At 72.0% G+C, this 17,604-nt stretch carries 12 protein-coding genes and 5 tRNA genes; 6 read left to right on the forward strand and 11 right to left on the reverse strand.

Annotation, left to right across the window (positions count from 1 at the left end):
- Nucleotides 1-73: 73 nt before the first annotated feature.
- The 11 genes from LPA54_RS12780 to LPA54_RS12830 all read right to left on the reverse strand — a co-directional run bounded on the left by LPA54_RS12780 (nucleotide 74) and on the right by LPA54_RS12830 (nucleotide 7,245).
- Complete coding sequence (locus LPA54_RS12780; protein ID WP_228976922.1) at nucleotides 74-2,719, reverse strand: ParA family protein; 2,646 nt, start codon at nucleotides 2,717-2,719, stop codon at nucleotides 74-76.
- Nucleotides 2,716-3,117 carry a hypothetical protein gene (locus LPA54_RS12785; protein ID WP_228976924.1) on the reverse strand — a complete coding sequence of 134 codons (402 nt, stop codon included), beginning with the start codon at nucleotides 3,115-3,117 and terminating at the stop codon, nucleotides 2,716-2,718. The genes LPA54_RS12780 and LPA54_RS12785 overlap by 4 nt, the downstream gene beginning before the upstream one ends.
- 119 nt (nucleotides 3,118-3,236) lie before the next feature.
- Nucleotides 3,237-3,309: transfer RNA gene (locus LPA54_RS12790), tRNA-Glu, on the reverse strand.
- A gap of 22 nt (nucleotides 3,310-3,331) precedes the next feature.
- A tRNA-Gln gene (locus LPA54_RS12795) sits at nucleotides 3,332-3,403 on the reverse strand.
- An 18-nt stretch (nucleotides 3,404-3,421) separates the two neighbouring features.
- Nucleotides 3,422-3,497, reverse strand: a tRNA-Glu gene (locus LPA54_RS12800).
- Nucleotides 3,498-3,558: 61 nt separating this feature from the next.
- Nucleotides 3,559-3,631: transfer RNA gene (locus LPA54_RS12805), tRNA-Glu, on the reverse strand.
- Between the two features lie 21 nt (nucleotides 3,632-3,652).
- Nucleotides 3,653-3,724, reverse strand: a tRNA-Gln gene (locus LPA54_RS12810).
- A gap of 89 nt (nucleotides 3,725-3,813) precedes the next feature.
- Nucleotides 3,814-4,533 (reverse strand): HAD family hydrolase, encoded by a 720-nt coding sequence (locus LPA54_RS12815; protein ID WP_228976926.1) that lies wholly within the window; start codon nucleotides 4,531-4,533, stop codon nucleotides 3,814-3,816.
- A gap of 149 nt (nucleotides 4,534-4,682) precedes the next feature.
- Nucleotides 4,683-6,161 carry a glutamate--tRNA ligase gene (gltX, locus tag LPA54_RS12820; RefSeq protein WP_228976928.1) on the reverse strand — a complete coding sequence of 493 codons (1,479 nt, stop codon included), beginning with the start codon at nucleotides 6,159-6,161 and terminating at the stop codon, nucleotides 4,683-4,685.
- Nucleotides 6,154-6,942, reverse strand: coding sequence for a fumarylacetoacetate hydrolase family protein (locus LPA54_RS12825; RefSeq protein WP_228976931.1), 789 nt, complete (start codon nucleotides 6,940-6,942; stop codon nucleotides 6,154-6,156). Before LPA54_RS12825 ends, gltX begins: the two co-directional genes overlap by 8 nt.
- A gap of 120 nt (nucleotides 6,943-7,062) precedes the next feature.
- On the reverse strand, nucleotides 7,063-7,245 hold the full coding sequence (locus LPA54_RS12830) for a hypothetical protein (RefSeq protein ID WP_228976932.1): 183 nt from the start codon (nucleotides 7,243-7,245) through the stop codon (nucleotides 7,063-7,065).
- Between the two features lie 594 nt (nucleotides 7,246-7,839).
- Here LPA54_RS12830 and LPA54_RS12835 point away from each other — a divergent pair.
- From LPA54_RS12835 to LPA54_RS12860, 6 genes are all read left to right on the forward strand, one after another.
- The gene (locus LPA54_RS12835) at nucleotides 7,840-11,787 is read left to right on the forward strand and encodes a nitrate- and nitrite sensing domain-containing protein (protein ID WP_228976933.1); all 3,948 of its coding nucleotides are present in this window, start codon (nucleotides 7,840-7,842) and stop codon (nucleotides 11,785-11,787) included.
- 5 nt (nucleotides 11,788-11,792) lie between these two features.
- Nucleotides 11,793-12,206, forward strand: a complete 414-nt coding sequence (locus LPA54_RS12840) for a roadblock/LC7 domain-containing protein (RefSeq protein ID WP_228977003.1) — start codon at nucleotides 11,793-11,795, stop codon at nucleotides 12,204-12,206.
- A gap of 131 nt (nucleotides 12,207-12,337) precedes the next feature.
- Nucleotides 12,338-12,748 carry a DUF742 domain-containing protein gene (locus LPA54_RS12845; protein ID WP_228976934.1) on the forward strand — a complete coding sequence of 137 codons (411 nt, stop codon included), beginning with the start codon at nucleotides 12,338-12,340 and terminating at the stop codon, nucleotides 12,746-12,748.
- Complete coding sequence (locus LPA54_RS12850) at nucleotides 12,729-13,319, forward strand: ATP/GTP-binding protein (protein ID WP_228976935.1); 591 nt, start codon at nucleotides 12,729-12,731, stop codon at nucleotides 13,317-13,319. The genes LPA54_RS12845 and LPA54_RS12850 overlap by 20 nt, the downstream gene beginning before the upstream one ends.
- Nucleotides 13,320-13,708: 389 nt before the next feature.
- Nucleotides 13,709-17,173 carry a nitrate- and nitrite sensing domain-containing protein gene (locus LPA54_RS12855; protein WP_228976937.1) on the forward strand — a complete coding sequence of 1,155 codons (3,465 nt, stop codon included), beginning with the start codon at nucleotides 13,709-13,711 and terminating at the stop codon, nucleotides 17,171-17,173.
- A 10-nt stretch (nucleotides 17,174-17,183) separates the two neighbouring features.
- Nucleotides 17,184-17,597, forward strand: a complete 414-nt coding sequence (locus LPA54_RS12860; protein ID WP_058942316.1) for a roadblock/LC7 domain-containing protein — start codon at nucleotides 17,184-17,186, stop codon at nucleotides 17,595-17,597.
- Nucleotides 17,598-17,604: the final 7 nt, after the last annotated feature.

The following is a 17,604-nucleotide window of genomic DNA, read 5'->3' on the forward strand; positions in this document are numbered from 1 at the left end:
CGGGAACCGGCCCAACCGGAACACCGGAGCCCTCCGTGCTCACACGGAGGGCTCCATCCGTCTCCGGGGTGCGTCACATGGGGCCGCGTCGCGTGACGCTCAGTGCCCACCGGTACAGGTCGGGCACCCTGAACGAACGGACGGCACCGTCCGAATCGATGACCGCGATCAGCCCGGCCTCCTGCGCCAGCCCGATGAGGTCCTCCGGCGTCTTGCCCAGCGCCTCTTCCAGGACGTCCTCCCCGACCGGGGTGCGGCCGTACTCGCGCAGCGCGTTGGCCACGTCCCGGAGCTCCTGGAACTCCTCGTCCAGCAGGGCCGAGAGTGCCGGCTCGCTCACCCGCTCCAGGCTGAGGGCGAGGCTGCGGGGACGCAGTACGGACCGGTCGTAGCCGCTGCGCTTCTCCTCCTCCCGCTCCCACTCCAGGGCCGCGGCGAAGAGCTGCAGCAGTGACCGCGGCGAGTGGTCCCCGTTACCGTCCGCGAGGCGGTTCCAGACCCAGTTGGAGGTGAAGGCCGTGCGCTCGCCACGCATGCGCTCCCCCACGAGGGCCCCCCAGGCCGCAGCGACCTGCGCGGGGCTCCAGGAGGCCACGTCCGTCTCCGGCAGCTGGTCGTTGACGGCCCCGAGGATCTCGCGGAACGCCTCGGCCCGTACGGCCCTCTTGAGGACGACCTTGAAGTACTCCTCGCGCTCCTCCCACTGCAGCCTGCGCGACAGACCGTAGAAATGGCTCTTGTTCTCGAAGCGCAGGCTGTGCCAGATGTCCTGGCGGACGAGGATCTTGAAACGGACGTTCTTCAGCCGGGGGGCCAGGTCCGCTTGCTTGGTGAGCAGCCCGGAGATGGCCGCCGAGCGCAGCCTGCGGTGATCGGGAGAGTGCCCGAACGCGGTGTCGAGGCCGTCGAACAACAGGATGAGCCGGTCTCCCTGCGCGTCCGCCCTGCGCAGCCAGTCGGCGCACTGCAGGGGGCCCATGGGGTCGGCCAGGACGTCCACGATGACCCGGGTGGCCGCGTAGTCGCCCGGTCCGATGCCCTCCATCGCCGGATGCGGCGCTCCCAGGTCGGCAGCCGGCCCGTGCGTCCGGTAGATGGCGAGGGTCGCGAGCACCTGCCAGAAGGCACCCCAGTCCAGGCGGTTCCTGTTCAGCGCCGCGTCGATGGCGGCGTAGTTCTCAGGGCCGAAGGACCAGTCGGGACGCTCACGGAACTGGTTGGGGGTGGCGACGCAGACGGGCTTCCAGCCGGCCAGCCCCCCGGCGGCGAGCCAGCGGAACAGCGCGGTCTTGCCCGTGCCCTTGCGACCCAGGATGAGCGGCACGTCGGGGTCCGCCGTCTCGTTCACCTGCCGGGTGACGACGTAGTCCTGGAGGAACTCCTCGTGGTCGAGGAGTTCCGCCGTGCCGGTCGAGAAGGACAACTGCCGCAGCGCGGCGGCCTTGCCGGCGGAGGTCCTGCGGTGCAGTGCCGGTTCCGGGGCGGGCTCGGGCACGATCTGGACGATCCAGTCGGCGATGCGCGCATACGGGGCGAGCTCGCCCCCAGCCGTGGCGACCGTGTCCGAGAAGGCGACGTCGGCGTTGTACGGGACCACGTGGGTGATCTCCTCCGCGGAGAGGGCGCGGGCTTCGCCGCGTGCCGTCCCGAAGGGCTCCAGCCACCCCTCGACCCAGGATTTCGCCCGCTCGGCCAGCCGCGCGGCACTCAGGCCCGGCGGCATCGGGGACACGACGAACCTGGGCTCGGGGGTCAGCGCCACCCGGGCGGGCCTCCGCGTGGTGGAGCGCAGCAGCGCCTTGGTCAGCAGTTCGGTGCCGGGCCGGGCCTGTCCATGCGGGTGGAAACAGACCACCGCCATGTCGGAGACGTCGAACAGCAGGGGGGCGGCCACCGGGCTCATACCGGTGCGCGAGTCGATCAGTACGACATCCGGCCGCAGGTTGGACGTGCGGACGTCGTCGACGAGCTTGTGGAGCGCGTTGACGCGTTCGCGGTACCAGATCTCCGGCTCCAGGGAACGGAGCTGCGCCGCGTACGTGCTGTCGAGCCTCCCCGCGGGCATGCAGTAGAGGCGGCCGGCGTCGTCGACCGGGACGACGTGCTGCAACACCGACGGTTCGTCGCCGAACTCGTACTGGAGCAGGGCCGAGAGCACGCCCTGGTCGCTCCCGACCTCCCCCTCGATCCCGAACAGCGTGTCGAGACCGGGGGCCTCGAGGTCCATGTCGATGCACAGGACCCGCAAGCCGTGCTCGCTGCTGAGTCGACGTGCGGCCGCCACGAGGGCGGTACTGCGGCCGACGCCGCCCTTGAGGCTGTAGAAGGTGACGACGGGCGCGGAGGCGAGGTCGTCGTCGAGGTCGCTCGCGAACGTGATGTCCTGGGGGGTGGCGCCCTCGGCGAGCTCGAAGGCGAGGGGCCAGCCGGGAGTCCGCCCGGCGTCGGCGGACAGGTCGCCGTACCACTGCGCCTCGGCCGGTGTGAGCAGCTCCCAGGAGTGCACGCGAGCGGCGGCGGTAGCGGGCAGGCCCCGGTCCACCCACTGCTTGCGCTCCGCCTCCCCCACCGACGCGAAGGCTTCCGCCACGACCCGGACGAGGAGCCCGCTGGAGTCCGGGACTGCGTGTACTTCCGCCTCCGGCACTGCGGCGGTGACGTGTCGGACGAGTTCTTCGATGGCTTCGCGGTCCGGCATGTCGTTACGCATCTCCTTCATCTCCCGACTCCCCTGCTCCTGCCCCGTGCCTTCGAGCCGGCGTCCCTGATGCGGGTCGACACCCACCCTGCCAGGTCGCGTCCGCCCTTCAGCAGGTCGTCCGCGTCGACACCCTTGGGAAGTTCGGTCGCGTAGCGGAGCTCCGTCCCCCAGTGCGCGAGGAAGAGACCTCCGTGTCCGGGGGGCTTGGGGAAGCAGGCCGTCTCCCACAGTCCGCGCAGGTTGTGGCCTTCCCTGCCGCTTCTGGGGAAGGGGATCCCACGGACGTGCAGGAAGTGTTTCAGGCGGCACTCCACCACGTAGCCGGCGAGGTACACGGCGCCCAGCGCCTGCCCCGCGTCGGCGAGGATCTGCGTCTCCTTGGCGCGCAGCCCGGCGACGTCGCAGAAATTGGTCATGTCCCGCCCCTCTCCCCCAAGAGCTCCGACCATGATCTCATCAAGGCCGGTGTCATGAGACGTGATGGGCCGGAACGCGAAGAAGTCCCCCAGTGTCACTGGGGGACTTCTCCCGCTTGTACCCCCGACCGGATTCGAACCGGCGCTACCGCCTTGAGAGGGCGGCGTGCTAGGCCGCTACACAACGGGGGCGTGGATCACTTGCGCAATCCCGCTGGCCTACCTGGACTCGAACCAAGACTAACTGAACCAGAATCAGTCGTGCTGCCAATTACACCATAGGCCACTGGTGGTATAGACCAGTTGGTACCCCCGACCGGATTCGAACCGGCGCTACCGCCTTGAGAGGGCGGCGTGCTAGGCCGCTACACAACGGGGGCCCTAGCGATCCTGCATCGAGATCATCGGGTGCGACCCTGATGATCCCGCGGGAAGGATCTGTACCCCCGACCGGATTCGAACCGGCGCTACTGCCTTGAGAGGGCAGCGTGCTAGGCCGCTACACAACGGGGGCTTTGCAGATGAGCTCTGCGAGCTGGCCTACCTGGACTCGAACCAAGACTAACTGAACCAGAATCAGTCGTGCTGCCAATTACACCATAGGCCACCGGAACACAACCCCCGAGGGAGATCTTGTTCGGCTCGCGCTCCGGGGTTCCGGCCTTTCGGCCCGCTCCCCTCGGCGCAGGAAGAACATTACCCGAAGGTCTGCGGCGCTCCAAAACGGGTATCGCCGCGGAGCAGCGCGGGGAGCTGGTCGAGGCCCGTGATGCGGGTCAGCTCGGGGCGGCCGCCGGAGCCCGCGCGGTCGAGCCAGACGCCCAGGAGGCCGGCCTCGACGGCGCCCCGGGCGTCGATGTCGGGCTGGTCGCCGACGTAGGCGACCTCCGCCGGCGGCAGGTCCAGGGCGTCGCAGGCGGCGTGGAAGGCGGCGGCGGCGGGCTTCGAGACGCCGATGTCGGCGGCGCACAGCACCGCCTCGAACCGGTCGCGCACGCCGAGGACGCGCAGCTTGCGGTCCTGGTTGAGCAGGGAGGAGTTCGACAGCACGGCGTGGCGGTAGTCGGCCGCGAGGCGGTCCAGCACCGGGACGGTGTCCGGGAAGAGCTCCCAGGCGGCCTCGTAGTGCGCGAGGTACCGCGCGAACCAGGCGTCGGCCTCGTCGTCGGCGAGGGCGGTGCCGAGGAAGGTGCGCACCCGGTCGCGCCGCTGCTGCTCCCAGGTCACCTCGCCGGCGGAGAACCGGTGCCAGTGGGCGAGGGTCGCCTCCCGCCAGTGCTCCAGCGCCTCCTCGACGCAGGAGTACGCGGCGCCCAGGCCCTCGTCGCGCAGGTGGCGCCGCATTCCGGTGCGGTCGGCGCGGGCGTAGTCGAAGATCGTGTCGTCGATGTCCCACAGGACGGCGCGGATGGCCATGCCCCGACGGTACCGCCGCGTGCGGGGGCGCGGTGCCGGGCCGCGGGCTTCGGGTCCCACGGGCCGCCGAGGGGCGGCGCGGGACCGCGGGCCCGGGCCGGGGCGTCGTGCGCGGGGTCCCGCGGGCGGGGCCTCCGCCGGGCAGGACCTCAGGCGGCGGCCAGCTTGGCCAGGGCCGCGTCGACGCGGGCGAGGGTGCGCTCCTTGCCGAGGATCTCCAGCGACTCGAAGAGCGGCAGGCCGACCGTGCGCCCGGTGACGGCGACGCGGACGGGGGCCTGGGCCTTGCCGAGCTTGAGGCCGTGCTGCTCGCCGGCGGCGAGGACGGCGTCCTTCAGCGACTCGGGGCTGGTCCAGTCCGCGGCCTCCAGCGTGGCGCGGGCGGTGCGCAGCAGGGCGTCGGAGCCCTCCTTCATCGCCTTCTGCCAGGACGCCTCGTCCTCGACGGGCTCCTTCAGGAAGAGGAAGTCGACGTTGGCCGTGATGTCGGAGAGGACCGTCAGCCGGGTCTGGGCGTGCGGGGCGATGGCCTCCCAGGCGGCCTGGTCGAAGTCCTCCGGCGCCCAGGGGGCGTGCGGGGCGCGCAGCCAGGGCTCGCAGGCGGCGGCGAACGCCTTCACGTCCAGCATGCGGATGTGGTCGGCGTTGATCGACTCGGCCTTCTTCAGGTCGAAGCGCGCCGGGTTGGCGTTGACGTCCGCGATGTCGAACCGCTCGACCATCTGCGGGACGGTGAAGACGTCCTGGTCGGCGGAGAACGACCAGCCCAGGAGGGAGAGGTAGTTGAGCAGGCCCTCGGGGAGGAAGCCGCGCTCGCGGTAGATGTTGAGGGACGCCTGCGGGTCGCGCTTGGAGAGCTTCTTGTTGCCCTCGCCCATCACGTAGGGCAGGTGGCCGAACTCCGGGACGGTCTTGGCGACGCCGAGCTCGATCAGCGCCTTGTACAGGGCGATCTGCCGCGGGGTGGAGGACAGCAGGTCCTCGCCGCGCAGCACGTGCGTGATCTCCATCAGCGCGTCGTCGACCGGGTTGACCAGGGTGTACAGCGGCGCGCCGTTGGCGCGGACGATGCCGTAGTCCGGGACGTTGTCCGGGGTGAAGGTCAGCTCGCCGCGGACCAGGTCGCGGAAGGTGATCGGCTCGTCCGGCATGCGGAAGCGGACGATGGCGCTGCGGCCCTCCGCCTCGTACGCGGAGACCTGCTCGGGGTCGAGCTCGCGGCAATGGCCGTCGTAACCGGAGGGCTTGCCGGCGGCGCGGGCGGCCTCGCGGCGCGTCTCCAGTTCCTCGGTGGTGCAGTAGCAGCGGTAGGCGTACCCGCCGTCGAGGAGCTTGCCGGCGATCTCGCGGTAGACGTCCATGCGCTGCGACTGGCGGTACGGGGCGTGGGGGCCGCCGACCTCGGGGCCCTCGTCCCAGTCGAGGCCGAGCCAGCGCAGCGAGTCCAGGAGCTGGCGGTACGACTCCTCGGAGTCGCGGGCCGCGTCGGTGTCCTCGATGCGGAAGACCATGGTGCCGCCGTGGTGCCGGGCGAAGGCCCAGTTGAACAGGGCGGTGCGGACCAGGCCCACGTGGGGGTTGCCGGTCGGCGAGGGACAGAAACGGACGCGGATGGACGCGTTAGCCACGCTTGATCACCTTGTTGGTGAGAGTGCCGATGCCTTCGATGGTGACGGCGACCTCGTCGCCGACGTTGAGGGGGCCGACCCCGGCCGGGGTGCCGGTGAGGATGACGTCGCCGGGCAGCAGCGTCATGGCCTCGGAGATGTGGACCACCAGGTCCTCGACGGAGCGGAGCATGTCGCTCGTGCGGCCGAGCTGGCGCTGGGCGCCGTTGACCGTGCACTGGATGGTGAGGTCGCCCGGGTCGAGGTCGGTCTCCACCCACGGGCCGAGCGGGCAGGCGGTGTCGAAGCCCTTGGCGCGGGCCCACTGGCTCTCGCGCCGCTGGACGTCGCGCGCGGTGACGTCGTTGGCGCAGGTGTAGCCGAGGACGACGTCCTTGACGCGCTCGCGCGGGACCTCGCGGCACATGCGGCCGATGACGACGGCGAGCTCGGCCTCGTGGTGGAGCTCGTCCGAGAAGGAGGGGTACTCGATGGCGTCGCCGGAGCCGATCACCGAGGTGGTGGGCTTGAAGAAGGCGACGGGGGCGTCCGGGACCTCGTTGCCGAGCTCCGCGGCGTGCTCCGCGTAGTTGCGGCCGATGGCCACGACCTTGTTGGGCAGCACGGGCGGCAGGAGCCGGACCTTGGCGAGCGGGATCTTGGTGCCGCTCAGCTCGAAGTCGGTGTACGGGATGCCCCGGATGACGTCGAGGACGAGGTCGCCCTCCGCGCCGGGGGCGGCGTCACCCTCGACCGCGCCGAAGGCGACGTTGCCGTCGATGGAGAACCTGGCGATGCGCACGGATGCCTGTGCCCCTCACTGAGCTGGCTGGAGTCTGACGCTCCAGGCTAACGCCCGGGGGGCGGACCGCCGGTCCGGTGTGGTGCGCGCTGCCCGCCGCGGGTCGCGCGCACCGGCCGTTCAGCGTCCGGCGGCGACCGGGGCGTCCATGAGGACGGTGCGCCGGGGGTTGGCGGTGGCGGCGGGCAGCTCGGCCGCCTGCTCCGGGACCGCGCCCCGGCCCAGCGCGGCCGCGTCGGCGAGGTGCGCGAGGGTGGTGCGGCGGGGGTTGGCGGTCGTGCGGATGGTCATGGTGGTCTTCACGGTGTCTTCGGACCTCGTTGCTCGGCTCGGGCGGTCGGCGGGGGCGGGCCACCGCAGCGCACTTGACGGCGGGCCCATCCCTGTAAAGCGTCAGGCTAAACATCGTGGTTCCCGCCAATACCGCGCGGAGCACGCGAGTGGCATGTGAGTTTCCTCACCAGGGGCCAGGCATTTCCGACATTCCCGACGACGCTATGGAGTGGCGAAAACGGACATCCACTGACTGAACGCTGCATTCCGCCGCTGATCATGTCGACTGGGGCAGCCTCCACGCGTAAGCGACTCGTTCGAAATCGTCCGATTCCTCCCTGATCGCTTTCTACGGCACGTGAGGGCGGGATCACGCCCCGTGACCCACCCCACCGGGCCGGCTGCCGCCCTTGTTGGAGATCCTGCACTGTGCTGGAATTCCACGCACCGCCGCATGGAGACCGGCGAGCTGGGGCGCAAAGGCAGCGCCGAGCGGCGGTGGGGAAGGGGGGATTCCGCGCCGGTCACCGACGACCACCGAGGGGCGCACTCGCGCTCCCACGACGCCGACACCGTCTCGTCCGTTCGCGCGGAGGGACGCCTGGTCCAGAGGTTGCGACGCTAGTGCAGGGACGTTTCAAGAGGGATGGCAGCGCTGCGGCGGAACAGGAGCCGCGCGGCGGGACCGACCGCGGCTCCTCGCCCCAGCACACCCAGAACCCGGGACCGGCGGGCGCCGGCGACGGCGACCACGCCGGCCGTTCGGCGGGCGCGGCGGGAGCGGCCCCGGCCGGGTCCGACGCGGCGGGTGCGACGGGCGGCAAGGGCGTGAAGCCCGGACGGCGCGACAGGTCGGGCCGGTCCGCCAAGGCGGGCAGGTCGGCGAAGGAGCCCCGCGAAACCAAGGACGCGAAGGAGTCGACGGAGCCGAAGGCGGCCACGCCCGGCGACACCGGCTCCCGAATAGCCCTGCGCAACTGGCGCATCAGCACGCGACTGGTCTCCCTGCTCGCCCTCCCCGTGGTCGCCGCGACCTCGCTGGGCGGACTCCGCATCCAGGAGTCGATGGAGAACATGGAGCAGCTGGACCACATGCAGCTGCTCACCAAGCTCACCCGCGAGGCGCACCACCTCGCGCAGGCGCTCCAGGAGGAGCGCGACCTCACGGCCGGGCCGATCGCCAACGAGGCGAAGCTCGACAACTTCCAGATCAAGAACCCGCGTGACAAGACCGACTCGGCGCAGCGCGCGTTCCTCAACGCCACCGACGAGATCGGCGACACGCAGGAGGACGAGGCGCTCGCGAGCATCCGCGCCAACGTCACCCAGATCGCCAACCAGGTCATCAGCCTCGGGGTCATCCGCAAGGAGGCCTACAAGGGCGACATGACCTCCGCGACGGTCGGCAAGTACAACCGGCTCATCGAGTCGCTGCTGACCCTGTCCCAGGACATGGCGCAGGCCACCAGCAACCCCGACATGATCAAGCGCACCCGCGCGCTGGCGGCGTTCTCCTCCGCGAAGGAGTACGCCTCCATGCAGCGGGCCGTCATCGCCGCCGCGCTGCCGAAGCAGACCAGCGGCAAGACCCGGCTGAACGAGAACGACCGGCAGTACGCCGAGGACGCCCGCGTCAACGAGAACGCGGCGCTCAAGTCGTTCCACTCCATCTACGAGTCGGCCGGCGGCGACGCCACCGAGCTGCTCGCCCCGCTGAACTCCGGCAACCCCTCGATCCAGGCCGCCGACCAGTACGCCGGCCGCGTGCTGCGCGAGACGAACGGCCTCGCCAACGCCCCGCGGCGCACCTACCTCGACTGGACCGACGAGGCGGAGACCAAGCTCCGCGCCATGGAGACCATCGAGGCCACGCTGCTGGGCGAGATGGAGAGCAAGGCCCGCGACCTGCGCCAGGAGGCGCAGCGCGAGGCGATCATCAACGGTGCCCTGATCATCCTGGTCCTCGGCGTCTCGCTGATCGGCGCCTTCGTGGTGGCCCGCTCCATGATCCAGTCGCTGCGCCGGCTCCAGGACACCGCCACCAAGGTCGCCCAGGAGCGGCTGCCCCAGCTGGTCGCGCAGCTCTCCGAGGCCGACCCCCAGGACGTCGACACGTCCGTGGAGTCCGTCGGCGTCCACTCGCGCGACGAGATCGGCAAGGTGGCCGCGGCCTTCGACGACGTGCACCGCGAGGCGGTCCGCCTCGCCGCCGAGCAGGCCCTCCTGCGGGGCAACGTCAACGCGATGTTCACCAACCTCTCGCGCCGCTCCCAGGGTCTGATCCAGCGTCAGCTCTCGCTCATCTCCGAGCTGGAGTCCCGCGAGGCCGACCCGGACCAGCTCTCCTCGCTCTTCAAGCTCGACCACCTCGCCACCCGTATGCGCCGGAACGGCGAGAACCTCCTCGTCCTCGCCGGCGAGGAGCCGGGACGCCGCTGGACGCGGCCGGTCCCCCTCGTCGACGTGCTCCGCGCCGCCGCCTCCGAGGTGGAGCAGTACGAGCGCATCGAGCTGGCCTCCGTGCCCGGCACCGAGGTCGCCGGCCGCGTCGTCAACGACCTCGTGCACCTCCTCGCCGAGCTGCTGGAGAACGCCACGTCGTTCTCCTCGCCGCAGACGAAGGTGCGCGTCACCGGCCACGCGCTGCCCGACGGCCGCGTGCTGGTCGAGATCCACGACACCGGCATCGGCCTCTCCCCCGAGGACCTCGCGGCCATCAACGAGCGGCTGGCGTCGCCGCCGACCGTGGACGTCTCCGTCTCCCGCCGCATGGGCCTGTTCGTGGTCGGCCGCCTGTCGCTGCGCCACGGCATCCGGATCCAGCTGCGCCCGTCCGACTCGGGCGGTACCACCGCGCTCGTCATGCTCCCCGTCGACGTCACGCAGGGCGGGCGCAAGCCCGGCCCCGGCGGCCCCGGCGGCCAGGCGGGCCAGGGCGGTCTGCCGCAGGGCGGTTCCGCCGGCGGCCGATCGGCCGGCGCTCCGGGCGGTCTGCCCGGCGGCGGGCGTCCCGGTCTGCCGGGCGGCTCCGGCGGCACCCCGCAGAACCGGCTCGCCGCGGGCCTCGGCGCCCGCGGCCAGGCGGGCGGCCGTCCCGCGCTGCCGGGCCGCGACGACCAGGGCGGGCGCCCCGGAGGCGCCCCGCAGGGCGGCGGCCTGCTCGGCGGTGCGCAGGGCGGGTCGCAGGGCGGCCGGACCGGCCGCGGCGAGGAGCAGGACGGTCGCCGCCAGGGCGGACTCGCCGGTGCGTTCGGCGGCCAGGGCGACGGGCGCGAGCGCCCGGGCGGCCCGGCGGCGCCGGGCGGCATCCCGACCCGCTCCGACGTGTGGCAGGGCGCCCAGGGCGCTCCCGCCGGCGGGCAGTCCCCGCAGGGCGGCGACCAGGCGCGGCGCCAGCAGCAGCTGCCGGCGCCCGGCGGCCCGCGCGCCGAGCTCCCCGGCGGCGGCCCGCAGCGCCCCGCGCGCCCGCAGGGCCCCGGCTGGGGCGACCAGGGCGCTCCCGGCCGTACCCCGCTGGACGCGCCGCGCGGCCACGAGGAGCCCGATACGACCGGCCAGTACGCCCGTCCGTCGGACCAGACGCAGGGCCCCGGCTCCACGGCCGAGTTCCCGCGCCCCGACTTCGACGGTCCGCGACCGGACCTCGCCGCCCCCCAGGGCGGGCCGGCCGGGCCCGACCCCGCCTCCACCACGGCGATGCCGCGGCCGGACTTCGGCGCCCCGCGCCAGCCGGCCGGCAGCCTGCCGCCGGCCGGCGGTTCCGGCGACGGCCGGACGCCGCTGTACGACACGCTGGAGAACAACTGGAACCAGGGCCGCCAGGACCAGGGGCAGCAGGGCCAGGGGCAGCAGCCGAACCAGTGGCAGCAGGCCCCGGCGCAGCAGCAGCACCCGGGCGCCCCGGGCCAGGGCCGGCCCCGGCACGACGGCCACCCGGACCAGGGCTCCTTCCAGGGCCAGGGCCAGGGCGGCCAGAACCGGAACCAGGGTCAGCCGCAGGGCGGGCAGGGGTACTTCCCCGGCCAGGCTCCGCAGCAGCCGCAGGCCCCGGCGCGGTACCAGCCGCAGGAGCAGAACCGCCAGGGCGGTGAACGCCCCCCGGCGCACGACCAGACGATGCCCACCCCGGTCGTACCGCAGCAGCAGTACCGGCCCCAGCGGCCGGCGCAGGACCGCCCGGCCCCGGCCGGGCCCCAGCGGGCCGTACCGGGCCAGGGCGGTCCGGGCCAGGGCGGTCAGGACCAGGGCCGGGGGGCCGACCCGGCCGCCGCCGGCTGGCGTCCGACGCCCAACGACGAGCTGGTGCGCCAGGCCGAGCGGGTCCGCAAGCCCGCGGCCGGCGGCGTCACCACCTCCGGCCTGCCCCGCCGGGTGCCGCGCGCCAACCTGGTGCCGGGCACGGCGCAGGAGCAGCCGCACCAGGCGGGACCGCAGGTCTCGCGGGCCCCCGACGACGTACGGGGCCGGCTCACGAACCTGCGGCGCGGCATCCAGCAGGGACGTCAGGCCGGTTCCGGCAACACCGGCAGCTTCCAGGTCGGTCCCACTCACCAGCAGGAGCGTGAGTTTTGAGCGCGATGAGCCAGGCGGCGCAGAATCTGAACTGGTTGATCACCAACTTCGTGGACAACACCCCCGGGGTGTCCCACACGGTGGTGGTCTCCGCCGACGGCCTGCTGCTGGCGATGTCCGAGGGTTTCCCCCGCGACCGCGCCGACCAGCTGGCGGCCGTCGCGTCCGGGCTGACCTCGCTGACCGCGGGCGCGTCCCGCATCTTCGAGGGGGGTCCCGTCAACCAGACGGTGGTGGAGATGGAGCGCGGCTTCCTCTTCCTCATGTCCATCTCGGACGGCTCCTCGCTGGCCGTACTCGCCCACCCCGACGCCGACATCGGGCTGGTCGGATACGAGATGGCGCTGCTGGTCGACCGGGCCGGCAGCGTCCTCACCCCGGACCTCCGCGCGGAGCTCCAGGGCAGCCTGCTCCACTGATCGGCCTGGCGGGTACGCCCCTCCGTACCCGCCTCCCGCCTTGCCAGACACCCCGTCGGCCGCCCCATCCGGCCCCCCACCGGCCCAGTCAGACGGCACGCAGACCACCTGCTGTCCCGACCGGAGGATCCATGACCCCGCCCCCCGCCTCTCACGATCCTTACGGCGCGTCGCTCGACGACGCCTCGTACGGACTTGAAGGCGATCAGCCGCTGGTCCGCCCCTACGCGATGACCGGCGGCCGGACCCGGCCCCGCTACCAGCTCGCCATCGAGGCGCTGGTGTCGACGACGGCCGACCCGGCGCACCTCGCCGGGCTGCTCCCCGAGCACCAGAGGATCTGCCACCTCTGCCGTGAGGTGAAGTCCGTGGCCGAGGTCTCGGCCCTGCTGTCGATGCCGCTCGGGGTGGCCAGGATCCTCGTCGCCGACCTGGCGGAGGCCGGCATGGTGGCGATCCACCAGCCAGGAAACGGAGAGACCGGCGGTACGCCGGATGTGACGCTGCTCGAAAGGGTGCTCAGTGGACTTCGCAAGCTCTAGCGGTGGCGCGTCCGCCGGAGGACGGTCGACCACCAGCGCGAAGATCGTGGTGGCGGGCGGCTTCGGCGTGGGCAAGACCACGTTCGTCGGCGCCGTCTCGGAGATCAACCCGCTGCGTACCGAGGCCGTCATGACATCCGCCTCCGCCGGAATCGACGACCTCACCCACACCGGAGACAAGACCACCACCACGGTGGCCATGGACTTCGGCCGCATCACCCTCGACCAGGACCTCATCCTCTACCTCTTCGGCACCCCCGGACAGGACCGCTTCTGGTTCATGTGGGACGACCTCGTACGCGGCGCCATCGGCGCCGTCGTCCTCGTCGACACCCGACGCCTCGCCGACTGCTTCCCCGCCGTCGACTACTTCGAAAACAGCGGCCTCCCCTTCGTCATCGCCCTCAACGGCTTCGACGGACACCAGCCCTACACCCCCGACGAAGTACGCGAAGCACTCCAGATCGGACCCGACACCCCCATCATCACCACCGACGCACGCCACCGCGCCGACGCCAAAAGCGCCCTCATCACCCTCGTCGAACACGCCCTCATGGCACGACTGAAGTAGGGCGGCGGGCGCCGCGGTCCGGACCGGGCGGTAGGCTGATCGCCAAGTAGGCGTAGGTATACGCCAGTTGCCGTAGCCATCCAGCGGGTGAGGCTGTGTCCTTGGACACGGCCCGCCCGCCGGTTCATAACGTTTCGACAGAGAATCACGCCGCTTCCGACACTGGACGCATCCGCGCGGTGTCGCTGCGCTCACATGAGCCCCGCCTTTTGCCGGGGCTCGTTCTTTATGCCCGTTTTATCTGTGGTCCGGACCGCCGGTAATCGCTCGAACGGGCTGTTTGGAACGCGGCCGCTTTACGTGCTGCAATGCACGAACTCCTGAGTAGTACGGCTCTGAGCAGAAGAACGGCACAGCGTAGGTGCCGACGCCGAGAGGTTGTTGGTCGAGTGAGGCGAAGCACGAAGAGCGCCGCGGAGCAGCAGACGCGGGGCAACTTCACCCCGCCGCCGCGCACAGCGGCGCCGCCCGCGGACGCACCCGCAAACCCCCCGGCCGGTCCGGCCGCCGGCGGCAGCGCCAGCCGGTTCTCCCCGCGCAACTGGCACGTGGCCACGCGCCTGAACGCGATCCTGCTCGTCCCCGCGCTCGTGGGCCTGGTCATGGGCGGCTTCCAGGTGAAGACCGCCGTCGACACCTGGCAGGAGGCCAGGGACGCCGAGAAGACCGCCCGCATCGTGCAGGCCGCCTCGGCGTACGGCCAGGCGCTCCTCGACGAGCGCGACCTGACCGCCGAGCCGCTCCTCACCGCGAAGTCCCCCTCCGACCGCGAGACGGGCGTCGTCACCGACGCGTACGCGACCACGGACGCCGCCAAGCGGAAGTTCGACGAGGTCGTCAAGGACATGCCCACCGGGCAGGGCCTGGAACGCCGCCTCCAGCTCTTCCGGGCTGAGGAGCCGATGCTGAAGGACCTGCGCGAGCGGGCCTACACGCGGGCCGTGGACCCGGTGACGACCGAAGAGGGCTACGTCAAGGTCCAGCACTCCCTGATGGAGTTCTCCAACGAGCTGGGCCTGGGCACCGGCAACGTCACCAGCTTCGGCCGGACGGTCTACGCCATCCAGCTGGCCAAGGCCGCCGAGTCGCTCCAGCGCTCCATCGGCATGCACCTGCTGGTGCGGCCGAGCACGGACGACGAGGTGTTCCGCCAGCAGTCGGAGGCCTTCACCTCGTACAAGTACCTGGAGCAGATCGCGCTGCTGGAGTACATATCCGGCGGCACCCAGGAGGACGAGGACCGCCTGCGCGAGGTCATGACCCGCAAGGCGCAGGACGGTGCCAAGGAGTTCCAGGCGGCGGGCATCCAGCCGCCGGTCGCCCAGACCTCCACCGGTGAGAAGTCGGTCTTCGAGGGCATGGCCGTCGAGATCGGCCGGGCCGAGGACGCCGGCGACATCAAGGCGCTGGTCAAGCGCAAGCAGAACGGCGTCACGCCCGAGACCTGGATGGCCACCGCCACCGGGAAGTTCGAGGGGTACTCCGAGGTCGAGACCGAGCTGCTGACCAAGGCGCTCAACGAGGCCACCCGCGTCGCCGACGAGGCCCGCACGGACGCCTTCCTCAACGGCGGCATCGTCGTCGTCGCCCTGCTCGCCGCCTTCATCCTGGCCGGCCTGATGGCGCGGCAGATGAGCCGCGCGATGCGCCGGCTGCGCCACGCCGCCCTCGGAGTGGCCGAGCAGCGCCTGCCCGCGCTGGTCGACCAGCTGTCGCGGACCGACCCGGGCAAGGTCGACACGCGCGTCGAGCCCATCCCGATCGACACCCGGGACGAGATCGGCGAGGTCGCCCGCGCCTTCGACCAGGTCCACCGCGAGGCGGTCCGGCTCGCCGCGGAGCAGGCCCTGCTGCGGGGCAACGTCAACGCGATCTTCACCAACCTCTCCCAGCGCAACCAGTCGCTGATCGAGGGCCAGCTGACCCTCATCACGGACCTCGAGAACAACGAGGCCGACCCGGACCAGCTGGAGAACCTCTTCCGGCTCGACCACCTCGCCACGCGCATGCGCCGCAACGGCGAGAACCTGCTCATCCTCGCCGGCGAGGAGCCCGGCCGCCGCTGGGACCAGCCGGTCCCCCTGGTCGACGTGCTCCGCGCGGCCACCTCCGAGGTGGAGCAGTACGAGCGCATCGAGCTGTCCGGCGTGCCGGAGGCCGAGATCCACGGCCAGGCCGTGACCGACCTCGTGCACCTCCTCGCCGAGCTGCTGGAGAACGCCACCACGTTCTCGTCGCCGCAGACGAAGGTGCGGGTCACCGCGACGCGGCTGCCCGACGGCCGGGTGATGGTCGAGATCCACGACAAGGGCATCGGCCTGACCGCCGAGGACTTCGCCGACATCAACCACAAGCTGGCCAACCCGCCGACGGTGGACGTCGCCGTCTCGCAGCGCATGGGCCTGTTCGTGGTCGGCCGGCTCGCCGACCGGCACGGCATCCGCGTCCAGCTCCGCCCCTCGGGCGAGCAGGCCGGTACGACCTCGCTGGTCATGCTGCCGGACGCGATCACCCACGGTGGCGGCGGCGAGCCGCTGGCCGAGGACTTCACCGTCTCGCAGATCATCCCGGAGCAGAACACCTTCCAGGCGCCGCAGGTCGCCCCGATGCGCACGGCCGCCGAGCTCGGCTTCGACGACTCGCGGTACGAGCAGCAGGAGGGCCCCGCGCTGGACCCGGTGGGCCGCTCCCTGCTGCGCGGGGAGCGCCGCGCGGCGCTCGGCGCCCAGCTCCAGGGCGGGCAGCCGCAGGACGGGCAGCCGCAGGACGGCCGGGAGCAGGAGCGGTACGAGGGCGGCTACGAGGCCCCGTACGAGCAGCGGCAGGAGCCGCAGCCGGCCCACGGGCAGGACGCCTACCGGCAGGACGGCGGCTACGAGCAGACGCCCGGCTACGAGGGCTACGGCGACGACGACGGCTACCGCGGCGACGACGGCTACCGGACCGGGACCGACTACCGGGCCGGGACGGGCTACCAGTCCGAGAGCGGCTACCAGGGCGACTCCGGCTACCGGGACGACTCCGCCCACGGGACCGCCCAGGGACCCGGTGACGGCTACCGCGCCCAGGACGGCTACCGCGACGGCGGGTACGCTGGCGGCGGCGACTATGCCACCGGCCAGTACCCCGGTCCCGGTACCCAACCGGAAGGCGGCTTCTCATCTGTCGACGGTGACGGCGCGCGGTACGCCGGTACGTACGACGCCCAGCCCCACCAGGGCGAGTGGCCCGGCCAGAACACGTACCAGGGCGGCTACGACGGCGGCTACGGTGCCGAATCGGAATCCGCCCAGGGCGCTCCCGAGAACGAGCCGGACCGCGTAGGCTTCGACCGTCCGGGTTCCGCGCCGAGCGCCGAGCACCAGCTGACCGGCGCGGGTCTCCCGCGCCGCGGCAGCCAGCGGCCCGCCGAGCGGCCGAGCCAGGACCGGGACCCCCAGCAGGCCACCGCGGGCCTGCCCGCCCAGCAGGCCCAGCCGGCCCAGCAGGCCCAGTCGGCCCAGCAGGCCGGGCAGGCCCCGCAGGGCGGCGGCCCGGAGGACTCCGGCAGCTGGCGTTCGTCGAACGACGAGCGCTGGCAGCGGGCCGGAAAGCTCAAGGAGCCCAAGGCGGGCGGGGTCACGGCTTCCGGTCTCCCCCGGCGGGTCCCCAAGGCGAACCTCGTCGAGGGGACCGCGGAGCAGACCCCGCAGGGCGGCCCACAGGTCTCCCGCGCCCCCGAGGACGTCCGCGGCAGGTTGAGCAACCTGCGGCGCGGTGTCCAGCAGGGACGCAACGCGGGGACGGACATGAACGGATCGGCCACTTACGATCAACACAGTGGCCCGGGTAGTACCTACAACCAGGAGCGTTAGTGTGAGCCCGATGAGCCAGGCGGCGCAGAATCTGAACTGGTTGATCACCAACTTCGTGGACAACACCCCCGGGGTGTCCCACACGGTGGTGGTCTCCGCCGACGGACTCCTGCTGGCGATGTCCGAGGGTTTCCCCCGCGACCGCGCCGACCAGCTGGCGGCCGTCGCGTCCGGGCTGACCTCGCTGACCGCGGGCGCCTCGCGCATCTTCGAAGGCGGCCTGGTCAACCAGACGGTGGTGGAGATGGAGCGCGGCTTCCTCTTCATCATGTCCATCTCGGACGGCTCCTCGCTGGCCGTACTCGCCCACCCCGACGCCGACATCGGCCTGGTCGGCTACGAGATGGCGCTGCTCGTGGACCGCGCGGGCAGCGTCCTCACCCCGGACCTCCGCGCGGAGCTCCAGGGCAGTCTTCTCAATTAGCAGACGG

Source organism: Streptomyces sp. DH12 (genome assembly GCF_020873895.1).
In the GTDB taxonomy this organism is placed as follows: Bacteria; Actinomycetota; Actinomycetes; order Streptomycetales; family Streptomycetaceae; genus Streptomyces.